The sequence below is a fragment of the Prevotella sp. E13-17 genome (assembly GCF_022024035.1).
GTDB lineage: Bacteria > Bacteroidota > Bacteroidia > Bacteroidales > Bacteroidaceae > Prevotella.
In genome coordinates, this window is record NZ_CP091787.1 from 2,365,053 (window position 1) to 2,382,292 (window position 17,240).

Annotated in this window: 15 protein-coding genes; 10 read left to right on the plus strand and 5 right to left on the minus strand. The window is 48.3% G+C overall.

The features are described 5' to 3' along the window. Positions 1 to 55 precede the first annotated feature (55 nt). From L6472_RS09625 to L6472_RS09650, 6 genes are read left to right on the plus strand one after another with little or no spacing between them, the layout of a single operon-like run. Entirely contained in the window at positions 56 to 2,410 is a 2,355-nt protein-coding gene (locus tag L6472_RS09625) for an alpha-N-acetylglucosaminidase (RefSeq protein WP_237804549.1), read from the plus strand. Continuing rightward, entirely contained in the window at positions 2,400 to 3,476 is a 1,077-nt protein-coding gene (locus tag L6472_RS09630; protein ID WP_237804551.1) for an acyltransferase family protein, read from the plus strand. The genes L6472_RS09625 and L6472_RS09630 overlap by 11 nt, the downstream gene beginning before the upstream one ends. A 59-nt stretch (positions 3,477 to 3,535) precedes the next feature. Then, the gene (lysS, locus tag L6472_RS09635) at positions 3,536 to 5,323 is read left to right on the plus strand and encodes a lysine--tRNA ligase (protein WP_237804553.1); all 1,788 of its coding nucleotides are present in this window, start codon (positions 3,536 to 3,538) and stop codon (positions 5,321 to 5,323) included. Positions 5,324 to 5,345: 22 nt separating this feature from the next. Next, the gene (locus L6472_RS09640; RefSeq protein ID WP_237804555.1) at positions 5,346 to 6,341 is read left to right on the plus strand and encodes an NAD(P)H-dependent glycerol-3-phosphate dehydrogenase; all 996 of its coding nucleotides are present in this window, start codon (positions 5,346 to 5,348) and stop codon (positions 6,339 to 6,341) included. Positions 6,342 to 6,380: 39 nt separating this feature from the next. Next, the gene (locus L6472_RS09645; protein WP_237804557.1) at positions 6,381 to 7,736 is read left to right on the plus strand and encodes a glucose-6-phosphate isomerase; all 1,356 of its coding nucleotides are present in this window, start codon (positions 6,381 to 6,383) and stop codon (positions 7,734 to 7,736) included. A 5-nt stretch (positions 7,737 to 7,741) separates the two neighbouring features. After that, complete coding sequence (locus tag L6472_RS09650) at positions 7,742 to 8,458, plus strand: HAD family phosphatase (RefSeq protein WP_237804559.1); 717 nt, start codon at positions 7,742 to 7,744, stop codon at positions 8,456 to 8,458. Positions 8,459 to 8,475: 17 nt separating this feature from the next. On the opposite strand, the gene L6472_RS09655 is transcribed toward L6472_RS09650, so the two are convergent. The 4 genes from L6472_RS09655 to L6472_RS09670 all read right to left on the minus strand — a co-directional run bounded on the left by L6472_RS09655 (position 8,476) and on the right by L6472_RS09670 (position 12,964). Next, positions 8,476 to 9,030, minus strand: a complete 555-nt coding sequence (locus tag L6472_RS09655) for a DUF4738 domain-containing protein (RefSeq protein ID WP_237804562.1) — start codon at positions 9,028 to 9,030, stop codon at positions 8,476 to 8,478. A 120-nt stretch (positions 9,031 to 9,150) separates the two neighbouring features. Next, entirely contained in the window at positions 9,151 to 9,615 is a 465-nt protein-coding gene (locus L6472_RS09660; RefSeq protein WP_237804564.1) for a DUF4890 domain-containing protein, read from the minus strand. A 104-nt stretch (positions 9,616 to 9,719) separates the two neighbouring features. Next, on the minus strand, positions 9,720 to 10,400 hold the full coding sequence (gene tsaA, locus L6472_RS09665; protein ID WP_237804566.1) for a tRNA (N6-threonylcarbamoyladenosine(37)-N6)-methyltransferase TrmO: 681 nt from the start codon (positions 10,398 to 10,400) through the stop codon (positions 9,720 to 9,722). Between the two features lie 14 nt (positions 10,401 to 10,414). Further along, positions 10,415 to 12,964, minus strand: a complete 2,550-nt coding sequence (locus tag L6472_RS09670; protein ID WP_370640841.1) for a DUF5686 family protein — start codon at positions 12,962 to 12,964, stop codon at positions 10,415 to 10,417. Between the two features lie 87 nt (positions 12,965 to 13,051). Between L6472_RS09670 and L6472_RS09675 the strand changes: the two genes are divergently transcribed. From L6472_RS09675 to L6472_RS09690, 4 genes are read left to right on the plus strand one after another with little or no spacing between them, the layout of a single operon-like run. Then, on the plus strand, positions 13,052 to 13,531 hold the full coding sequence (locus tag L6472_RS09675; RefSeq protein ID WP_237804568.1) for a phosphatidylglycerophosphatase A: 480 nt from the start codon (positions 13,052 to 13,054) through the stop codon (positions 13,529 to 13,531). After that, on the plus strand, positions 13,519 to 13,926 hold the full coding sequence (locus tag L6472_RS09680) for a GtrA family protein (protein ID WP_237804570.1): 408 nt from the start codon (positions 13,519 to 13,521) through the stop codon (positions 13,924 to 13,926). Before L6472_RS09675 ends, L6472_RS09680 begins: the two co-directional genes overlap by 13 nt. A gap of 16 nt (positions 13,927 to 13,942) precedes the next feature. Continuing rightward, positions 13,943 to 14,605, plus strand: a complete 663-nt coding sequence (locus L6472_RS09685; RefSeq protein WP_237804572.1) for a CDP-alcohol phosphatidyltransferase family protein — start codon at positions 13,943 to 13,945, stop codon at positions 14,603 to 14,605. Further along, positions 14,592 to 15,557: a phosphatase PAP2 family protein gene (locus L6472_RS09690; protein WP_237804574.1), complete on the plus strand. Its 966-nt coding sequence runs from the start codon at positions 14,592 to 14,594 to the stop codon at positions 15,555 to 15,557. The genes L6472_RS09685 and L6472_RS09690 overlap by 14 nt, the downstream gene beginning before the upstream one ends. Positions 15,558 to 15,907: 350 nt before the next feature. On the opposite strand, the gene L6472_RS09695 is transcribed toward L6472_RS09690, so the two are convergent. Continuing rightward, positions 15,908 to 17,155 carry a HAMP domain-containing sensor histidine kinase gene (locus L6472_RS09695; protein WP_237804576.1) on the minus strand — a complete coding sequence of 416 codons (1,248 nt, stop codon included), beginning with the start codon at positions 17,153 to 17,155 and terminating at the stop codon, positions 15,908 to 15,910. Between the last annotated feature and the right edge of the window lie 85 nt (positions 17,156 to 17,240).

Sequence of the window (17,240 nt, forward strand, 5' to 3'; positions counted from 1 at the left end):
CACTACGATTATTTTATATATCTTTGCAGACATAAAAAGCAAACGAGATAAAACTATGAAGATGCTACTCACTGTGGCAATAATGCAGATTGCAATCATCAAGGCTGTTGCCACGCCCATAGACCAACTGTTGGAGCGCATAGACAAAGGGGCTTCACAGAAATTCAAAATAGAACTAAGACAGGAGAAGACGACCAAAAATGTGGATGCCGTACAAAAGGACTTCTTCGAACTGGACCAGCAGGGACAGCGCGTGGTAGTGAGAGGCAACACGTGGGTCAATATTGCCGTTGGCATCAACTGGTACCTGAAATACTACGCAGGCATACATCTGACGTGGAACCACATGAACGCCCAACTGCCCAAAGTGTTACCACGCGTAAAAAAACGTGAGCGTCACGACACGCCCCTAAAGTTGCGCTATGCCTACAACTACTGCACATTTTCTTATTCGATGGCCTTCTGGGACTGGGAGCGCTGGCAACAGGAGATTGACTGGCTGGCGCTGCACGGTGTTAATATGCCACTGGCTATTGTGGGTGAAGAATGCGTGTGGCGCGAGATGCTGCTAAAGTTGGGATACAGCGAGAAGCAGATAGGACAATTCATAGCGGGACCAGCCTTTTTGGCTTGGTGGGAAATGAACAACCTGGAGGGATGGGGCGGACCACTCCCACGCTCATGGTATGACCGTCAAGCACGGCTTCAGCGACAGATACTGAAACGTATGAAAGAGCTAGGCATGCACCCTGTATTGCCTGGCTATTGCGGCATGATGCCTTCAGACTATACCAACGACAAGAAAATACTATGGAATGGTTTTACGCGTCCATCCAATGTTCCAACCACAGATCCACGCTTCGACGAAATCAGCAAGTTATACTACGACGAGCTGACACGGCTCTATGGCAAAGCTGACTTTTACTCGATGGACCCCTTCCACGAGAGCAGCGACGATGCTTCGATAGACTATGCCGAGGCGGGACGCAAACTAATGGCTGCCATGAAACGGACTAACCCACAGGCCACATGGGTGGTGCAGGGATGGACGGAGAATCCTCGTCCCGAGATGCTCGATGCCCTTAAGCCTGGCGACCTGCTTATATTGGACCTATTCTCGGAATGTCGCCCCATGTATGGTGCTCCATCAATTTGGCGTCGCAAGGATGGTTACAAACAACACCAATGGTTGTTCTGCTTACTCCAGAACTTTGGCGCCAACGTAGGCTTACACGGTCGCATGGATCAACTATTAGACAACTTCTACAGCGTGGACCAGCCCACCATGAAGGGCATTGGTTTCACCATGGAGGGCACAGAGAACAACCCTGTGATGTTTGAACTGATGAGCGAGCTGCCCTGGCGCCCCCAAAAGTTCGAAAAAGAACAGTGGGTCAAAGGCTATGTGCATGCCAGATATGGCCTTCCAACAACCACCGATGAGAAAGGAAAGAATGCTGACAACACCTCTCAGTTCTCCGCTCGAGCTTGCTCGCTTTCCTCAGAAAGAACTCTCAGTTCTCAACTAGAACGCTCCTGGCTCCTTCTTGCCCGCACCATATACAACTGTCCGGCTGGCAACAACCAGCAGGGGCCTCACGAGAGCATTTTCTGCGGACGACCTTCACTGAACAATTTCCAGGCTTCATCGTGGTCGAAGATGAAGAACTACTACACGCCCGCCTCTACACTGGAGGCAGCACGACTTTTCCTGGAGGGCGTCACACCGATACTTACGAACAGCGATGATAGCAAGGCCATTTCACCGACTGGCTGCGAGCGAGCTGCTTTCGACCTTGTTGACATTACCCGTCAGGCGCTGGCCGATCAGGCTCGCGTACAGTATCAGCACACCATTGCCGACTATAAGGCCTTCGACATAGACGCATTCCGTCGCGACAGTCAGCGTTTTCTCGACATGCTCCTACTGCAAGACGAACTGTTAGGCACTTGTCGCGAATTTCGACTAGGCCACTGGCTGGAAGCTGCCAAACGCTGTGGCACCACCACAGACGAACAACAACTCTACGAATGGAACGCCCGTGTACAGATCACCACTTGGGGTAATCGCTACTGCGCCGACACAGGTGGATTGCGCGACTATGCACACAAGGAGTGGCAGGGACTACTAAAGGATTTCTATTATCCCCGTTGGAAAACTTATTTCGATGCTCTCCTGGCACAAATGGAAGCACAGCTACACCCGCAACCCGAGCTATTAGGAGGTGGACCGAACGCCAACAAGACTGCTGCCGAACTCTTTGCAATGGCTCTGCCACAAGAGGTAGTCATCGACTGGTATGCCATGGAAGAGCCTTGGACAAAGGCTCATAACATCTACTCGGCAGAACCTGAGGGTAATGCCCTACAGGTAGCTCAAAAAATCATGAACTTTCTCAATGGAAAATAAACAAAGACTGCTATCATTAGACGTCCTACGCGGTATGACCGTAGCTGGCATGATATTAGTAAACAATGGCTACGGTGAATCATTCACCATGTTGGGACACTCACGCTGGAACGGACTGACGCCCTGCGACCTCGTGTTTCCTTTCTTTCTCTTCATTGTGGGCATAGCATGTTATCTTTCGCTGGCCAAAGGCGGATTCACCCCCACTCCACAAACGCTACGACGCATTGCCAAGCGCACGATATTACTCTTCGTGATAGGCCTGGCCATCAACTGGTTTCATGATGCCCTGAAAGGTGACCCACTGGGCTTCGACCACCTGCGTCTGTGGGCGGTGATGCAACGCATAGCCCTATGTTATGGCGCTGTATCGCTCATTGCGCTATATATGAACCATCGCTACATCGTGCCACTCATCATTGCTTTGCTGAGTGGTTATACATTATTATTAATATGGGGCAATGGCTACAGCGAAGACCCCACACAGAACATCCTGGCACGTGCCGACAGAAGCCTGTTTGGCTATGCCCACCTATACCACAAGAGCCCTGTTGACCCAGAAGGTCTCTTGGGCACCATCTCAAGCATTGCCCACGTACTGATTGGCTTCTACTGCGGCAAAGCCATCTATATGGCTAAAAACGTAGAACACAAGGTGATGGGGCTCTTTGTCATTGGCACCGTATGTCTGGTGGCTGGCTACCTGCTGAGCTTTGGACTACCACTGAACAAACGCGTGTGGAGCCCTTCGTATGTACTTGTTACGTGTGCGCTTGCTGCCCTGCTGCAGGCCCTGTTGATGTGGCTGATTGACATTCGTCAAAAAAACAAATGGACCAAACCCTTCTGCGTCTTCGGCATGAATGCACTCGCACTCTACATAGTGAGCGAGGTGCTTTCCATCATTTTCGGACAATTTAGTGTTAACGATCTTGTTTACTGCACATTACATACTTTCATCATTCCTTTACGATGGGCTTCGCTGGCCTATGCGCTAAGTTTCGTCATGTTGAATTATGCTATTGGTTACGCACTCTACAGAAAGCAAATTTATATTAAATTATAAACAGTATCAGTTTTTTTTCGTAACTTTGCGGCCAAAAGAATATATTCGAATATAAAGATATGAACGTACTTGAACTGAGTGAACAAGAAATTCTACGCCGACAGTCGCTCGACGAACTGCGCAAGATGGGCATTAATCCCTACCCCGCCGCAGAGTATTCTGTAAATGCATGGAGCACAGATATCATTGAAAACTTCGAGGATCTGCCTGTTATTGGTAAAGACGAAGAGGGCAACGACATACGTGAGACCGCTACCCCCGAAAACAGTCGCATGGTGAGCATCGCTGGTCGTATCATGAGTAAGAGCATTATGGGAAAGGCCGCCTTTGCCAAGTTGCAAGACTCAAAAGGACGCATACAGGTGTATGTGCAGCGCGACTCTATCTGCCCCGATGAGAATAAAGACCTCTACAACATCGTATTCAAGAAGTTGCTGGACCTTGGCGACTTCATTGGTGTAAAGGGCTATGTGTTCAGAACGAAGACGGGCGAGATTAGCGTTCACGTCATGGAGATGACTGTTTTGAGCAAAAGTCTGAAGCCACTGCCCGTGGTGAAGACCGATGCCGACGGCAAAGTGTACGATGCTTTTGACGACCCCGAGCTTCGCTATCGCCAGCGCTATGTTGACCTGATAGTAAATGCGGGCGTGAAAGAAACATTCCTCAAGCGTGCCACCATCATTCGCACCATGCGTAGCATTCTGGACAACGCTGGCTACACCGAGGTGGACACCCCTATCCTGCAGAACATCGCTGGTGGTGCATCGGCCCGTCCGTTCATCACACACTTCAATGCCCTGAACCAGGACATGTATATGCGTATTGCCACAGAGCTCTATCTGAAGCGCCTCATTGTGGGTGGTTTCGAGGGTGTCTATGAGATGGGCAAGAACTTCCGCAACGAGGGTATGGACAAGACCCACAACCCGGAGTTCACCTGCATGGAGCTCTATGTGAGCTACAAAGACCTGCTGTGGGGTATGACCTTCACAGAGAAGATGCTGGAGGAGATTTGTACAGCCGTAAACGGCAAGCCCGAGGTTGAGATTGACGGTAAGGTGATTTCGTTCAAGGCTCCCTTCCGCCGTCTGCCTATCCTCGATGCTATCAAGGAGAAGACAGGCTTCGACTGTGACGGCAAGAGCGAGGATGAGATACGCCAATTCTGCCTCTCAAAGGGTATGGATGTTGACGAGACCATGGGTAAGGGTAAGCTGATTGACGAACTCTTTGGTGAGTTCTGCGAAGGCAGTTTCATTCAGCCCACCTTCATCACAGACTATCCCGTGGAGATGTCGCCCCTGACCAAGATGCACCGTTCTAAGCCCGGCCTTACCGAGCGTTTCGAGCTGATGGTCAACGGTAAAGAGTTGGCCAATGCTTACTCTGAGCTGAACGACCCCATTGATCAGGAGGAACGCTTCAAAGAGCAGATGCGACTGGCCGACAAGGGCGATGACGAAGCGATGATTATCGACCACGACTTCCTGCGTGCACTTCAGTATGGTATGCCGCCAACTTTTGGTATCGGTATCGGCATCGACCGTCTGGTGATGTTGCTTACTGGCAAGTTCGCTATCGGAGAGGTGATGCTGTTCCCACAGATGAAACCTGAGAAGAAAGCACCTCAGAGCAGCATCCAGGAGTGGGCCGCAATTGGCGTAGCCGAGGATTGGGTCTATGTACTGCGTAAGGCTGGTTTCTATTTGATTCAAGATATCAAGAACGAGAAGCCTCAGGGCTTGCAGCAGAAGATTGGCGATATCGTCAAGAAATACAAGCTCGATCTGCAGAAACCAAGTGTTGACGAGGTAGCTGCTTGGATCGAAAAGGCACAATCCTAATTGTAAATTAGCAATCAGTCTCATGTTCGACTGCGGAAAAATAGCAATTATCGGTGGAGGCAGCTGGGCAACAGCGATAGCCAAGATTGTGGTGAGTCATACACACCACATTGGTTGGTATATGCGTCGTGATGATCAAATAGAAGACTTTAAGCGACTGAACCACAATCCAAGATACCTAACCAGCGTACACTTCAACACCAACGAGATTGAATTCGACAGCGATCTGAACAAGATTGTAGAAAAGTACGACACATTGGTCTTTGTGGTACCATCACCCTACCTGAAGAATCACCTGAGAAAGCTGAAGACACGTCTCAAGGACAAGTTCATTGTAACAGCCATCAAAGGTATTGTGCCCGACGAGAATCTCATCTGTTCGGAATACTTCCATCAGGTGTTTGATGTGTCGCACGACAACCTGGCCTGCCTTGGAGGTCCCTCGCACGCCGAAGAGGTGGCACTGGAACGACTGAGTTACCTCACCGTTGGATGCGCAAACCTTGAGAAAGCGCAAGCTTTTGCCGATGTCCTGACCAGCCAGTTTATCAAGACCAAGACATCGACTGACGTCATCGGCATAGAGTATTCATCGGTACTGAAGAACGTCTATGCTATCGCTGCAGGCATCTGCAACGGATTGAAGTTTGGAGACAACTTTCAGTCTGTCCTTATGGCCAACTCCGTGCAGGAAATGGCACGTTTCCTTCAGGCCGTACACCCTATTGAGCGCAATGTGTGCGACTCAGTCTATTTGGGCGACCTGCTGGTGACAGGCTACTCAAACTTTTCACGTAACCGTGTTTTCGGTACAATGATTGGAAAAGGTTATTCGGTGAAAAGCGCACAAATGGAGATGGAAATGATTGCCGAGGGCTATTTCGGCACCAAGTGCATGAAGGAAATCAATCGCCACTGGCACGTCAACATGCCCATTCTCGATGCCGTCTATAACATCCTCTACGAGCGCATCACGCCGCAGGTTGAGATTAAATTGCTGACAGACTCATTTAGATAATAATAGGTAAACATACAACAACACTTTATATAGTAAGAAATGAAAAGTATTAGTCTTGACATCACAAAGGCTGCTTGCTTCCTCGAAGCAGGCGCAGTGAAGGCTTTCGAGCCTAAAGTGAAAGCCGCACAAGAGGCTTTAGAGAACGGCACTTGCCCAGGCAACGACTTCCTTGGTTGGCTACACCTGCCCTCTTCTATCACACCCGCATTCCTCGACGAGATTCAGGCTACAGCCAATGTGCTGCGCGAGAACTGCGAGGCTATCGTCGTAGCTGGTATCGGTGGTTCATATTTGGGCGCACGCGCCGTCATCGAGTCGCTGAGCAACTCGTTCACCTGGCTCATTCAGGACAAGAAGAACCCCACCATCCTCTTTGCAGGCAACAACATCGGTGAAGACTATCTGTTCGAATTGACAGAATATCTGAAAGGCAAAAAATTTGGTGTTATCAACATCTCGAAGAGTGGTACCACCACCGAGACAGCTCTGACTTTCCGTCTGCTGAAGAAGCAGTGCGAGGCTCAGCGTGGTAAGGAAGAGGCAAAGAAGGTGATCGTGGCTGTTACCGACGCTAAGCGCGGTGCTGCACGTACCTGTGCTGATAAGGAAGGCTACAAGAGCTTCATCATCCCCGACAACGTGGGTGGTCGTTTCTCTGTGCTGACTCCTGTAGGTCTGCTGCCTATTGCTTGTGCTGGTTTCGACGTGAAGGCTCTCGTTGCTGGTGCTCAGGATATGGAGAAGGCATGTGGCAAGGATGTTCCCTTCGAGCAGAACCTCGCTGCACAGTATGCTGCCGTACGAAACGGACTCTATCAGAACGGCAAGAAGATTGAGATCATGGTGAACTATCAGCCTAAGCTGCACTTCTTCTCTGAATGGTGGAAGCAGCTCTATGGCGAGTCTGAGGGTAAGGACGGCAAGGGCATCTTCCCTGCAAGCGTTGACTTCACCACCGATCTGCACTCTATGGGTCAGTGGATTCAGGAAGGCGAGCGCACCATCTTCGAGACAGTTATCTCTGTAGAGGAACCCGAGAAGAAGTTGCTTTTCCCCGAGGATGAAGAGAACCTGGATGGTCTGAACTTCCTGGCCGGCAAGCGTGTTGACGAGGTCAACAAGATGGCTGAGCTGGGTACACGTCTGGCTCACGTGGATGGCGGTGTGCCCAACATGCGCATCAGCGTTCCACAGCTCAATGAGTATTACATCGGTCAGCTCATCTACTTCTTCGAGATTGCTTGCGGCATCAGCGGCAACATCCTTGAAGTAAACCCATTCAACCAGCCCGGTGTAGAGGCTTACAAGAAGAACATGTTTGCCCTGCTCGAGAAGCCTGGCTATGAAGCTGAGACAAAGGCTATCAAGGCTCGCCTTGAAAGTGAGAAATAAAAAAGATGACAGAACAAGTTATTCAAGGATACTTAGAGAAGCACGGCTTCGGGCTCTTCAGCCCGAAAGCCGTGCTTTTTGATATGGACGGGGTGCTCTACGACTCGATGCCTAATCATGCAGTTGCATGGCAAGAATCAATGAAGACCTTCGGCATACACATGACAGCCGACGATGCCTACACCACAGAAGGGGCACGAGGCATCGACACCATACGCATGATGGTGAAACAACAGCAGGGACGCGACATCTCGCTGGAGGAGGCTCAACGCATGTACGATGAGAAGACTCGTCTTTTTCACCTGATGCCAGAAGCCAAGATGATGCCAGGCATACAGGATCTGATGCAGAAGATACATGCTGACGGGTTGTCAATCGGCGTGGTGACGGGTAGCGGCCAACGCCCACTCATCGAACGACTGTTGCGCGACTTCAAGGAATATCTGGACGAGAGTCGCATTGTCACAGCCTATGATGTGAAACGTGGGAAACCGTATCCAGACCCATATCTGATGGGACTTGAGAAAGCCGGCAAGCTGAATCCATGGGAAGCTATTGTCATAGAAAATGCGCCCTTAGGTGTGAAAGCAGGAGTAGCGGCCCGCATATTCACCATTGCAGTAAATACGGGGCCGCTAAAAGATGATGTCCTAAAGGACGCAGGAGCTACTCTGGTATTCCCAACGATAGCGTCGTTGGCAGAACACTGGGCATTTAAATAATACTATAGTCATTGCCCTCAATCTTCAGAATCATCGTCGAATTCATCTAACATATCATTATCAACCTTGATGGCAATACCTTGCTGAGCATTGATAGTTAGTTCAAGAGGAAGATACTCATCGTCCAAAGCATCGGGGCGAGCTATGGCTACCGAGAACTCCAACTCGCCATCATCCACCTCGTTGAAACGCATACTTGACAGCAAGCCATTGCGCTTATAGTCGGCATTCAGATAGGATACAAAGTTATTCTTCGAGAACTTCTTACTGAAAAATACAGACTGGTCGCTTCTAAGCACGGTCAACGTCACATAGTTATCTTTATACTTTTGCCCAATCTCGTCGGAGAGCATCGGCAGACTATCGCTTGCTGTACGGTCTATCTTGACATAATAGACAGCATTCTTCCAACGAACAGTATCCGTCAGATGTTCGTCGTTCATAGCGATAGGAGCCTGTGGACGTTTAGGCACGTACTTTGTCGTTATGATATCTTCCTGTTTTTTTTTCTCCTTACAGGCGCCAAGCATCATGATGCCAGCAGCCAACATAAATGGTAGCAAATATCTCATAGTGGGGGCAAAGATACGAAAAGTTGCGAAAAGTGCAAAAGGAATAAAGAAGAAATCAATAAAAAAACGCAAAGAGCATCGTGAGCTCATTGCGTTTCTCTCTTATCCTAATAGACAATCTTAATCCTTTTTAGGGCGTCTGTCGCCGTTGAAACGAGGATTCTGGCGCATCATTTTCTTCATATCTTCGGTGTAGGCTTTGAACTGCTTCTCTGTGAGAATGGTCTTCAGTTCTGCCTCGTAAGCCTCCTGATTCTTGCGCATCGCCTGACGCAGCGAGTCTCTGTTTGCCTGCGAGAAGTGTTGGCCCTTATGCTGACCGCCATTATGCTGGAAACCGCGATTTCCGCCACGCATACCATGTTCACCACGCATATTCTTAGCAAACTTTGTGTTCAGCTCTTTCAAACGAGCCGTCTGCTCTTCGTTAAGTCCATAGGTCTCAGCCATCTTCTTAGTGCGCTGGTTGATCATCTCCGTAGGATTAATCTGCTTGCGGTTAGGTTTCACACGAGTTGAATCCTGGGCTGCGACACTCATACTGATGGTCATCAAGGCGACCAATGCCAAAACTATCTTTTTCATCGTTTTTATTCCTTTTCCTTTTAGTTTGTTAATACTACGTTTAATTAGTTGCAACTGTCTTTATGACGTTGCTACGCATGAAAAGTTTAACGACTAAAGACGTATTAATGAATTTTAGCAATCTCGAGTACGGTCAGTATGCCATGTTCCACCCGGAAACGGACATCCTTGCCAGCAAATGGCATCCCATAGATGCGCGATTCGTCGTGGTGATAACGGGGACGAGGGTCTTGCGAAAGCACCTGACGAAGCCCCTTCAGTTCGACATCAGAGAACTGTGTCGCCAAGGCATCGGGCAGTTGCACGGTGAGAGGATGCCACTCTACCTGATCGACGAAACCGCTACGAGCATCAGGACGGCTGTCGGCATAAACCACATAGGGCTTGATGTCGTAAATAGGTGTACCATCCATCAAGTCGGCACCAGCCACATGGATGACGGGTCCGTTCGGAGAGCTTATTTCCACCTTATTTATATATACGCACGAGAGCCCCAAGCGGTTAGGACGAAAGGGTGACCGCGAGGCAAACACCCCTACTCGTTCGTTGCCGCCCAACCGAGGTGGCCGAACGGTTAGGTTGGCATTCTCCACACGATTACCACTGAACTCCCATATCAGCCACAGGTAGTCGAACTGATCTAAGCCACGGATAGCATCGGGGTTCTGAAATTCTGGTACGAAAACAATGGTGCCCTGCAAGTCGTTCATCAAACCACTCTGACGAGGAATGCCAAACTTTGAGGTCATGGGCGAATGGAAATAGGCTATCGGTTCAATGTTCATCTTTACGGAATCATTTAGAATGAGGCACGCAACAAGATGCGGATGCCTTGTTTGCTGACGTTGGGATTGTCTAAATACGACAAGCGTCTGACATATTGTATCTGTAATATCTTGAATATATTGTGTATGCCGACAGACAGTTCCCAATAAGGTTTGTGAGAATCCATCACATGATATGCACCATCAGGGAAAACCATCAGAATGTCATTCTGGGAATTTTCATCAAGACAAGGATTATTTTTATCGGTCAAGCAGCCCCACAAACACTTCACGCTCAACCACTCTCGCCACTTCAATTGACGTAACAAGGGAATACGGTTGAAGAGTTTTCCATTCATATTCCAGTCAATCATGAGCGAAGCATATCGGTCGTTCAGAAACTCCATGTTATTGATGAGGTTAAACGTCTGGCGCTGCAACACATAGCTCAGGTTGGCAGAAGGCATGATGAGTAGCGGATAGGGCACTCTGTTCCACTGAGCGCCCATCTTGAGATAGGTGTCCACGCGTCCCCACGACATGGGCAACCATATACGATCAGAGAACGAGGCCTCGGTGAAATTATAATTATAATGACCGCCAAGTACGCCATCGAAGCCCATTGTATGTTTCAATTCAAAGACGGCGACCTCCTTGTTCAACACATGTCGTCGCTGTTTCGTGTTGACATAGGTTTCACCGGGCGACAAGCGAAAGCCGACAGTAGCCTCCGTATAACGCAACGATGACTGTAGCTGTTGGTCGCGGAGTCTTTTCAGTTCCATACCACCAATAGGCTTCACCTTCTCGGATTTAGCCTCCACAAAATACTTCAAGCCCCACTCTTTCTCGTATTCGAACTTCAGAGACTGGGTGTTATATAGAAACATTTTGTCAATGTCAGTCACCTTAAACGACGTGAACACATTGTCCTTGTCGGTACTCAGAAACTTATCACTGGGCATTGCAACGTCACGAGACGACTGGAATGTGACAGCCTGTTTAGGAAACTCGCGAGGCAGATAATCCGGACGATTGAAGGTATAGGTCACCTCGCCACTATAGTAATTCTGTTTAGACGCCATGCCTCGTGCATAATAACCCTTCAAAAAGAGGTGCGGATGAAGATTGGCGGTGGTCTGCGCACTGGCTCGAAGGCGCCACTTATCGTAAAAGTTCTGCGACACAATCGTATTGATAGGACCGATATCCACCTTGCTGGGATGCTCTTTTGTACCCGTTTCCACATAGTTCTCAAAAAGAGCCCTTAGACCAAAGATGATATACTTAAAGCCGTTCATCTGTTCCATGCCTTTCACAAACTGGCTCATAGAGGCTTCACTTCGAGTCAACTCCACCTGTCGATATTGTGTCCAGAAGTCCTCTCCGCGATGGTCGGCATGAGGAACTCTTGTTATTTTCTTATTTCCACTCAACAGATGGTCGGGCAACTCATCGAACGAGAAGTCAGTACGGCGAGTGTTTCTCACCACCATCATCTTTTGAACGAAGTCTAACACCATCAGTTCGACAAACATATCGTCAATGCCCAACACCCATTCACCATTGTCCAACTGCACAAACTCTTGAAGACATTGCATATTCTCCACCCAGTTGATTTCACTTGAACTTGGAATTGTCAGTTCGCAACGACGCACCTGATACGAGGAATCGGCCAAGACATATAGTTGTCCGCGGAAACCTATATCTTGCTGGTTGTTGGGAGTAAAGTCAAGGTGGTAGCAGAGATCATTACCCACGTAAACCGTATCCGTAATATAATAGCGATAGAAGGCTATCGCATCGCGACCGATGGGACTCGTGAAGGATTGTCGAAGAACGCGAATTTGGTCGTCGAAGATGTCAATATCTGCAAACACATCTTTCATCACAGCAGTCAGGATATCGCCAGTCTGAAACAAATCGTTGACGCCCTTTGACGACTGTCCTAGAACAACCTGTCGTTCAACCTCAGGCTTTCGTCGGTAGTATTCCTTCGTCACTGTTTCTTCGAGAGAGAGCGGAAGCACCAGTTTATTGTTGTAGGGCGACACCTCTACTTGGTTCATCAACCACTCATGCTTCTTGAACATAGGATGATCAATCGTCGAAGGGGAAAGGTCGTTGAGTCCCAACATAATCTTCTGGTAATTACAGAACTGATAGTAGTCGTGACTCTTCAGGTGATGACGACGTCGTTGAGCTATCACTCGCCTCATCAGTTCAACCGCAGGATTGTTCTTTCTGCTGTATCTGGCGCGCTTAGACTTCACCGTAACCTCCTGGATATGCTGCGACTCAGCAGAAAGACGTATCACCAGATGATTGGGTGTGGAAGATGTCACATTGACCACATGCGTCACATAACCCACCGAACTGACACTCAAGGGCCGACCTATGTGTCTGGAAATGGTAAATCGTCCCTCTCCATCGCACGACACTGCCACACGATTGCCACTATACGAGACGCTGGCATAAGGCACTGGTCCACCGTCATGAGCATCGATAACCTCACCGGTTATCTGCGCCAATGCCGTCTTCATCATCAGCAGGAGAAGAGAAAACAGTAATAAACGACGTCTCAAAATATAGTAGTTTTTAACAATTAAACTGTGCAAAGTTACGAAATAATTTCGTAATATCAAATAAAATATATACTTTTGCACGCAACAATGAAAAGACTACCCATCATTCCTACCATGATAGCCACAGGCTTTGGGGCCGGCTTTTGGCCTTGGGGGCCAGGCACTGCCGGTGCTGTGTTGGCTACGTCAATATGGTTGGTGCTATCACAATTTCTGATGCCAACCACGACAATGCTCACCACTGGCGTTCTCATTGTCGTGTTTACGTGGCTGGGCACATGGGCAACAGCCAAGTTAACACCACATTGGGGCGACGATCCCAGCAGAGTGGTTATCGACGAGATGATTGGTGTATGGGTTCCGCTATTGCTGGCATACAACTGGTGGACTGCTCTTACTGCACTTTTCTTATTTCGTTTCTTTGATATCGTGAAGCCATTGGGCATCCGTTCTCTTGACAGACGCAAAGGTGCCTTCTGGGTGATGGCCGACGACCTTCTGGCTGGCATCTATTCAGCCATCGTATTGGCTGTCATTATTTACATCTCAAGCACATGGGCAAGATAAAACACGAATTGTGGACATTCTGCAAAGCACAGCTTTCTGCCCAGGCAGCAACGCTTATCGACTTTCTCACATCTATCTTTCTGGCAGAAGTCATTGGCATCTGGTATTTGTATGCCACCTTCGTTGGTGCCGTAACAGGAGGTGCTTTCAACTGCATCATAAACTATCGCTGGGTGTTCGACAATGAAGGACTGAAGAAAAAGAAGGTTGCCTACAGATATGCCTTTGTTTGGGCTGGCAGCATTTCCCTGAATACCATTGGTACATACGTGCTGACAGAACTATCCAGCTATTACTTCGTCATCACAAAGGCAATCGTATCTGTCGTGGTAGCCGTGTTCTGGAACTACCAGTTGCAACGGCTATTCGTCTATAAATCATCACTAAAAGAATAAAAACATTATCAACAATATGAACTACAGAGATTTTCTACAGAAGGTGATCTACATCATGATCAACCCCATCATCAAAGCAATGATTCGCATTGGGTTGACACCTAATATCGTGACCGCATTAGGATTCGTCGGCAATCTGGTTGCCACCTACTTATTTATCAAGGCTGCCATCTTATTTCCCGACTACGAATGTGCTGCCTATCCACTCATCGCATGGGGCGGTGGCATCATTCTCTTTGCAGGTTTGTTCGACATGATGGACGGACGTCTGGCACGAATGGGCAACATGTCCTCCACATTCGGTGCCCTGTGGGACTCCACACTTGACCGCTATAGCGAACTGGTGACACTATTTGGCATCTGCCTGCTGTTCATCAAGGCTGGCGATGAATGGTTTTGGATGGGCGTCATCACCTTTGCCGCAATGGTCGGTTCGGTGATGGTGAGCTACGTTCGTGCACGTGCCGAAGGCCTCGACATCGAGTGTAAGGTGGGCTTGATGCAACGTCCAGAACGTGTGGTAGTCACAGCTATTGTGGCTATCGTGAGTGGTTGCACCTTAAACCTATGGTGGCTTGCGGGTGGCATGATTCTCATTGCCGTGCTTGCCAACATCACAGCATTCTGGCGCATCGGTCATTGTTACAGGGAACTGAAGAAGAAGGATGAAGATAAATAAGCTATTTTCATTAGAAGGCCTATCGCGACGCGAGATAGTGCTTGTCCTGGCGTGCTGCCTTGTCTTCTTGTTGCTACAGGGTATCGTCGTTGGACTAATCCCCGCACAAATCGTGATGGTGGGATTGTTCCTACTACTCTACTTTGCTCACGACTACACCAGGAAGATGGCAGTTGCGCTCTTGCCTTTTATTGCGTTCGAAATCAGCTACGATTGGATGCGCCTATACCCCAACTATCTGGTGAACGAGGTTGACACACAGGCCATATACGAAACCGAGCGTCAGCTGTTTGGCATCGGCGACGGTGCAAAAAGCATCATTCCCGGCGAGTTCTTCATGAGCCATCACAATGCCATAGCAGACCTCATGGCAGGCTTCTTTTACCTGTGCTGGGTTCCTGTCCCCATTGCGTTTGGTTTATATCTATTCATCAAAGGCAAGCGTCGCGACTATCTGCGCTTTGCACTGGCCTTCCTATTTGTCAACTGGTTAGGCTTTATTGGCTATTATATTCACCCCACCGCCCCACCATGGTACGTCTTGCAATACGGTTTCGAGCCCGATTTCAGTACCCCTGGCAATGTGGCAGGCTTGATACGCTTTGACGAGATGATTGGCATTCCCGTCTTTCAGAGTATCTATGTCAACAATTCCAATATCTTTGCAGCGGTACCTTCACTTCATGCAGCCTACATGCTCATAGCCACCATCTACAGTGTAATCAGTCACAGGTCGTGGTTCTGCACCACCATCTTTGCCTTAATCACCGTAGGCATCTGGTGGACAGCCGTCTATTCGTGCCACCACTACATCATTGATGTTCTTCTGGGCATCGCCACAGCATGTGTGGGCATAGCACTGTTCGAAAAACTGTTGATGAGATGGAGCTTCTTCTCTCGGTTCTTCAATGCTTATTCGAGATACATTGGTGAAAACTCCGTACGGGGATAATACAAAAGTGCCACTTTGCGAAGGCTAAAGTGGCATTTTTCTTATGCAATAGTGGCACTTTCATCATGCAATAGTGGCACTATTGATCCGATTCCAGGGGCTAGAAATGCTAATTCTAGGGGCTAGAAAGAGTGTCTCCAGGGGCTAGAAACAACAATTCTAGGGGCTAGAAAGGGAATTTCTATGGGCTAGAATAAAATTCAATGCTTTACTTTTGGATTTTAAAAGGGGGCGAATGGTGCTGTTATAGTGGCACCATAAGCTGGTCAAACAGCAAGAATAAAGTCGCTGTTGCACCAGAAGAAAAAAAAGAAAAGCTTATGCCTACGTCCTATGCTGCAGCCATCACACTATTGAATAGGTATTTCAAACCAGAAGGTGGAGCCTTCGTTCAATACCGATTCCACGCCTACCTGTCCACCCAGACTGTAGGCCAAGGTGCGACAAAGACTCAAGCCGAGGCCGGCACCCGGTATAAACTCATCGACTTTGAAGAAGCGCTCGAAGATGCGCTCATGATTCTCGGGTGCGATACCCTTACCAGTATCGCGCACCCAGACACGGATACGACCATCTACGGGAGCGTCATATCCCACCACAATGCTGCCGGCATCGGTAAACTTAACTGCATTGTTCAAGAGGTGTTTCAGGATTTCGCAGACACGGTTCAGGTCGGATGTAACCATCTGCTCATCACGGGCAAACTGGGTAGTCATCGTGACACCAGGCTTACAGTCGTGCTGACAACTGTCCACATGCTCCGACAACATCATTCCCAACTCAAAATTGGTCATCACCAGTTCTTCCTCGCCAGCTTCAATCTTAGATATACTTACCACATCGTCAATAATGCGCAACAGCTTAGATGTATTTTCGTTGACCAATCCTAACAAGCTCTTGCGTTCCTCTTCATCAGTAACATCGGGCAAAATACCAGTAAAGCCGACAATGGCATTTAACGGCGTACGAATCTCATGACTGATATTTGCGACAAAGGCCGTTTTTAGACGGTCGCTTTCTTCTGCGCGGTTACGAGCACGGATGAGCTCGCTCTCAATATTCTTTTGTTCGTCAATGCGCATCGTGGCACCTGCAATCATAATAGGCTTCCCATCCACATCACGCTCGGCTATCGTCGCATAACTATCTGCCCAATAGGTCTGTTTAGAATGAGGAACTCTCACCTGATATTGAGCTCTACCCAACTCCACGCGTCCACTTACAAGGTCTTCAAAGTTCTTTTTCACCCATTGTCGTCCCGGTTCCAAAATCACAGAATAGACTTCTTCAAGAGGCGTATTGGTAGCCGGAGTATAATTGTCAGTACCTTCACGGAAATCGTTATCGAAGGTCATCAGACGTTGTCTCACATCCAAATGCCATGTGGACAAATGCATCGCCTTCAATATCAACTCATATTCTACATTATGTTTCTTAACCTTATCCAGCTGTTTCAATTCAAATTCAAGATTCAAAGTGATACGATGCTGATAAAAAAGCAGCCATATCGACAATAATATAGCGCCTATGAGTCCCACCCACAGGAAGACACTCGACAAGGTCGATTGGTGACTTACATAAAGAAGCAATTCCTCCATTGTCTGCAAAATTACGAATTAATTTCTAATAAAGAAATAAAAATGCAAAAATATTTTGTTTTTTACCTGAGTTACATTAACTTTG

Bases quoted from the DNA above. Each gene is read 5' to 3' on its own strand.
- L6472_RS09625 (WP_237804549.1), top strand. From the start codon at position 56: ATGAAGATGCTACTCACTGTGGCAATAATGCAGATTGCAATCATCAAG.
- L6472_RS09630 (WP_237804551.1), top strand. From the start codon at position 2,400: ATGGAAAATAAACAAAGACTGCTATCATTAGACGTCCTACGCGGTATG.
- lysS (WP_237804553.1), top strand. From the start codon at position 3,536: ATGAACGTACTTGAACTGAGTGAACAAGAAATTCTACGCCGACAGTCG.
- L6472_RS09640 (WP_237804555.1), top strand. From the start codon at position 5,346: ATGTTCGACTGCGGAAAAATAGCAATTATCGGTGGAGGCAGCTGGGCA.
- L6472_RS09645 (WP_237804557.1), top strand. From the start codon at position 6,381: ATGAAAAGTATTAGTCTTGACATCACAAAGGCTGCTTGCTTCCTCGAA.
- L6472_RS09650 (WP_237804559.1), top strand. From the start codon at position 7,742: ATGACAGAACAAGTTATTCAAGGATACTTAGAGAAGCACGGCTTCGGG.
- L6472_RS09655 (WP_237804562.1), bottom strand. From the start codon at position 9,030: ATGAGATATTTGCTACCATTTATGTTGGCTGCTGGCATCATGATGCTT.
- L6472_RS09660 (WP_237804564.1), bottom strand. From the start codon at position 9,615: ATGAAAAAGATAGTTTTGGCATTGGTCGCCTTGATGACCATCAGTATG.
- tsaA (WP_237804566.1), bottom strand. From the start codon at position 10,400: ATGAACATTGAACCGATAGCCTATTTCCATTCGCCCATGACCTCAAAG.
- L6472_RS09675 (WP_237804568.1), top strand. From the start codon at position 13,052: ATGAAAAGACTACCCATCATTCCTACCATGATAGCCACAGGCTTTGGG.
- L6472_RS09680 (WP_237804570.1), top strand. From the start codon at position 13,519: ATGGGCAAGATAAAACACGAATTGTGGACATTCTGCAAAGCACAGCTT.
- L6472_RS09685 (WP_237804572.1), top strand. From the start codon at position 13,943: ATGAACTACAGAGATTTTCTACAGAAGGTGATCTACATCATGATCAAC.
- L6472_RS09690 (WP_237804574.1), top strand. From the start codon at position 14,592: ATGAAGATAAATAAGCTATTTTCATTAGAAGGCCTATCGCGACGCGAG.
- L6472_RS09695 (WP_237804576.1), bottom strand. From the start codon at position 17,155: ATGGAGGAATTGCTTCTTTATGTAAGTCACCAATCGACCTTGTCGAGT.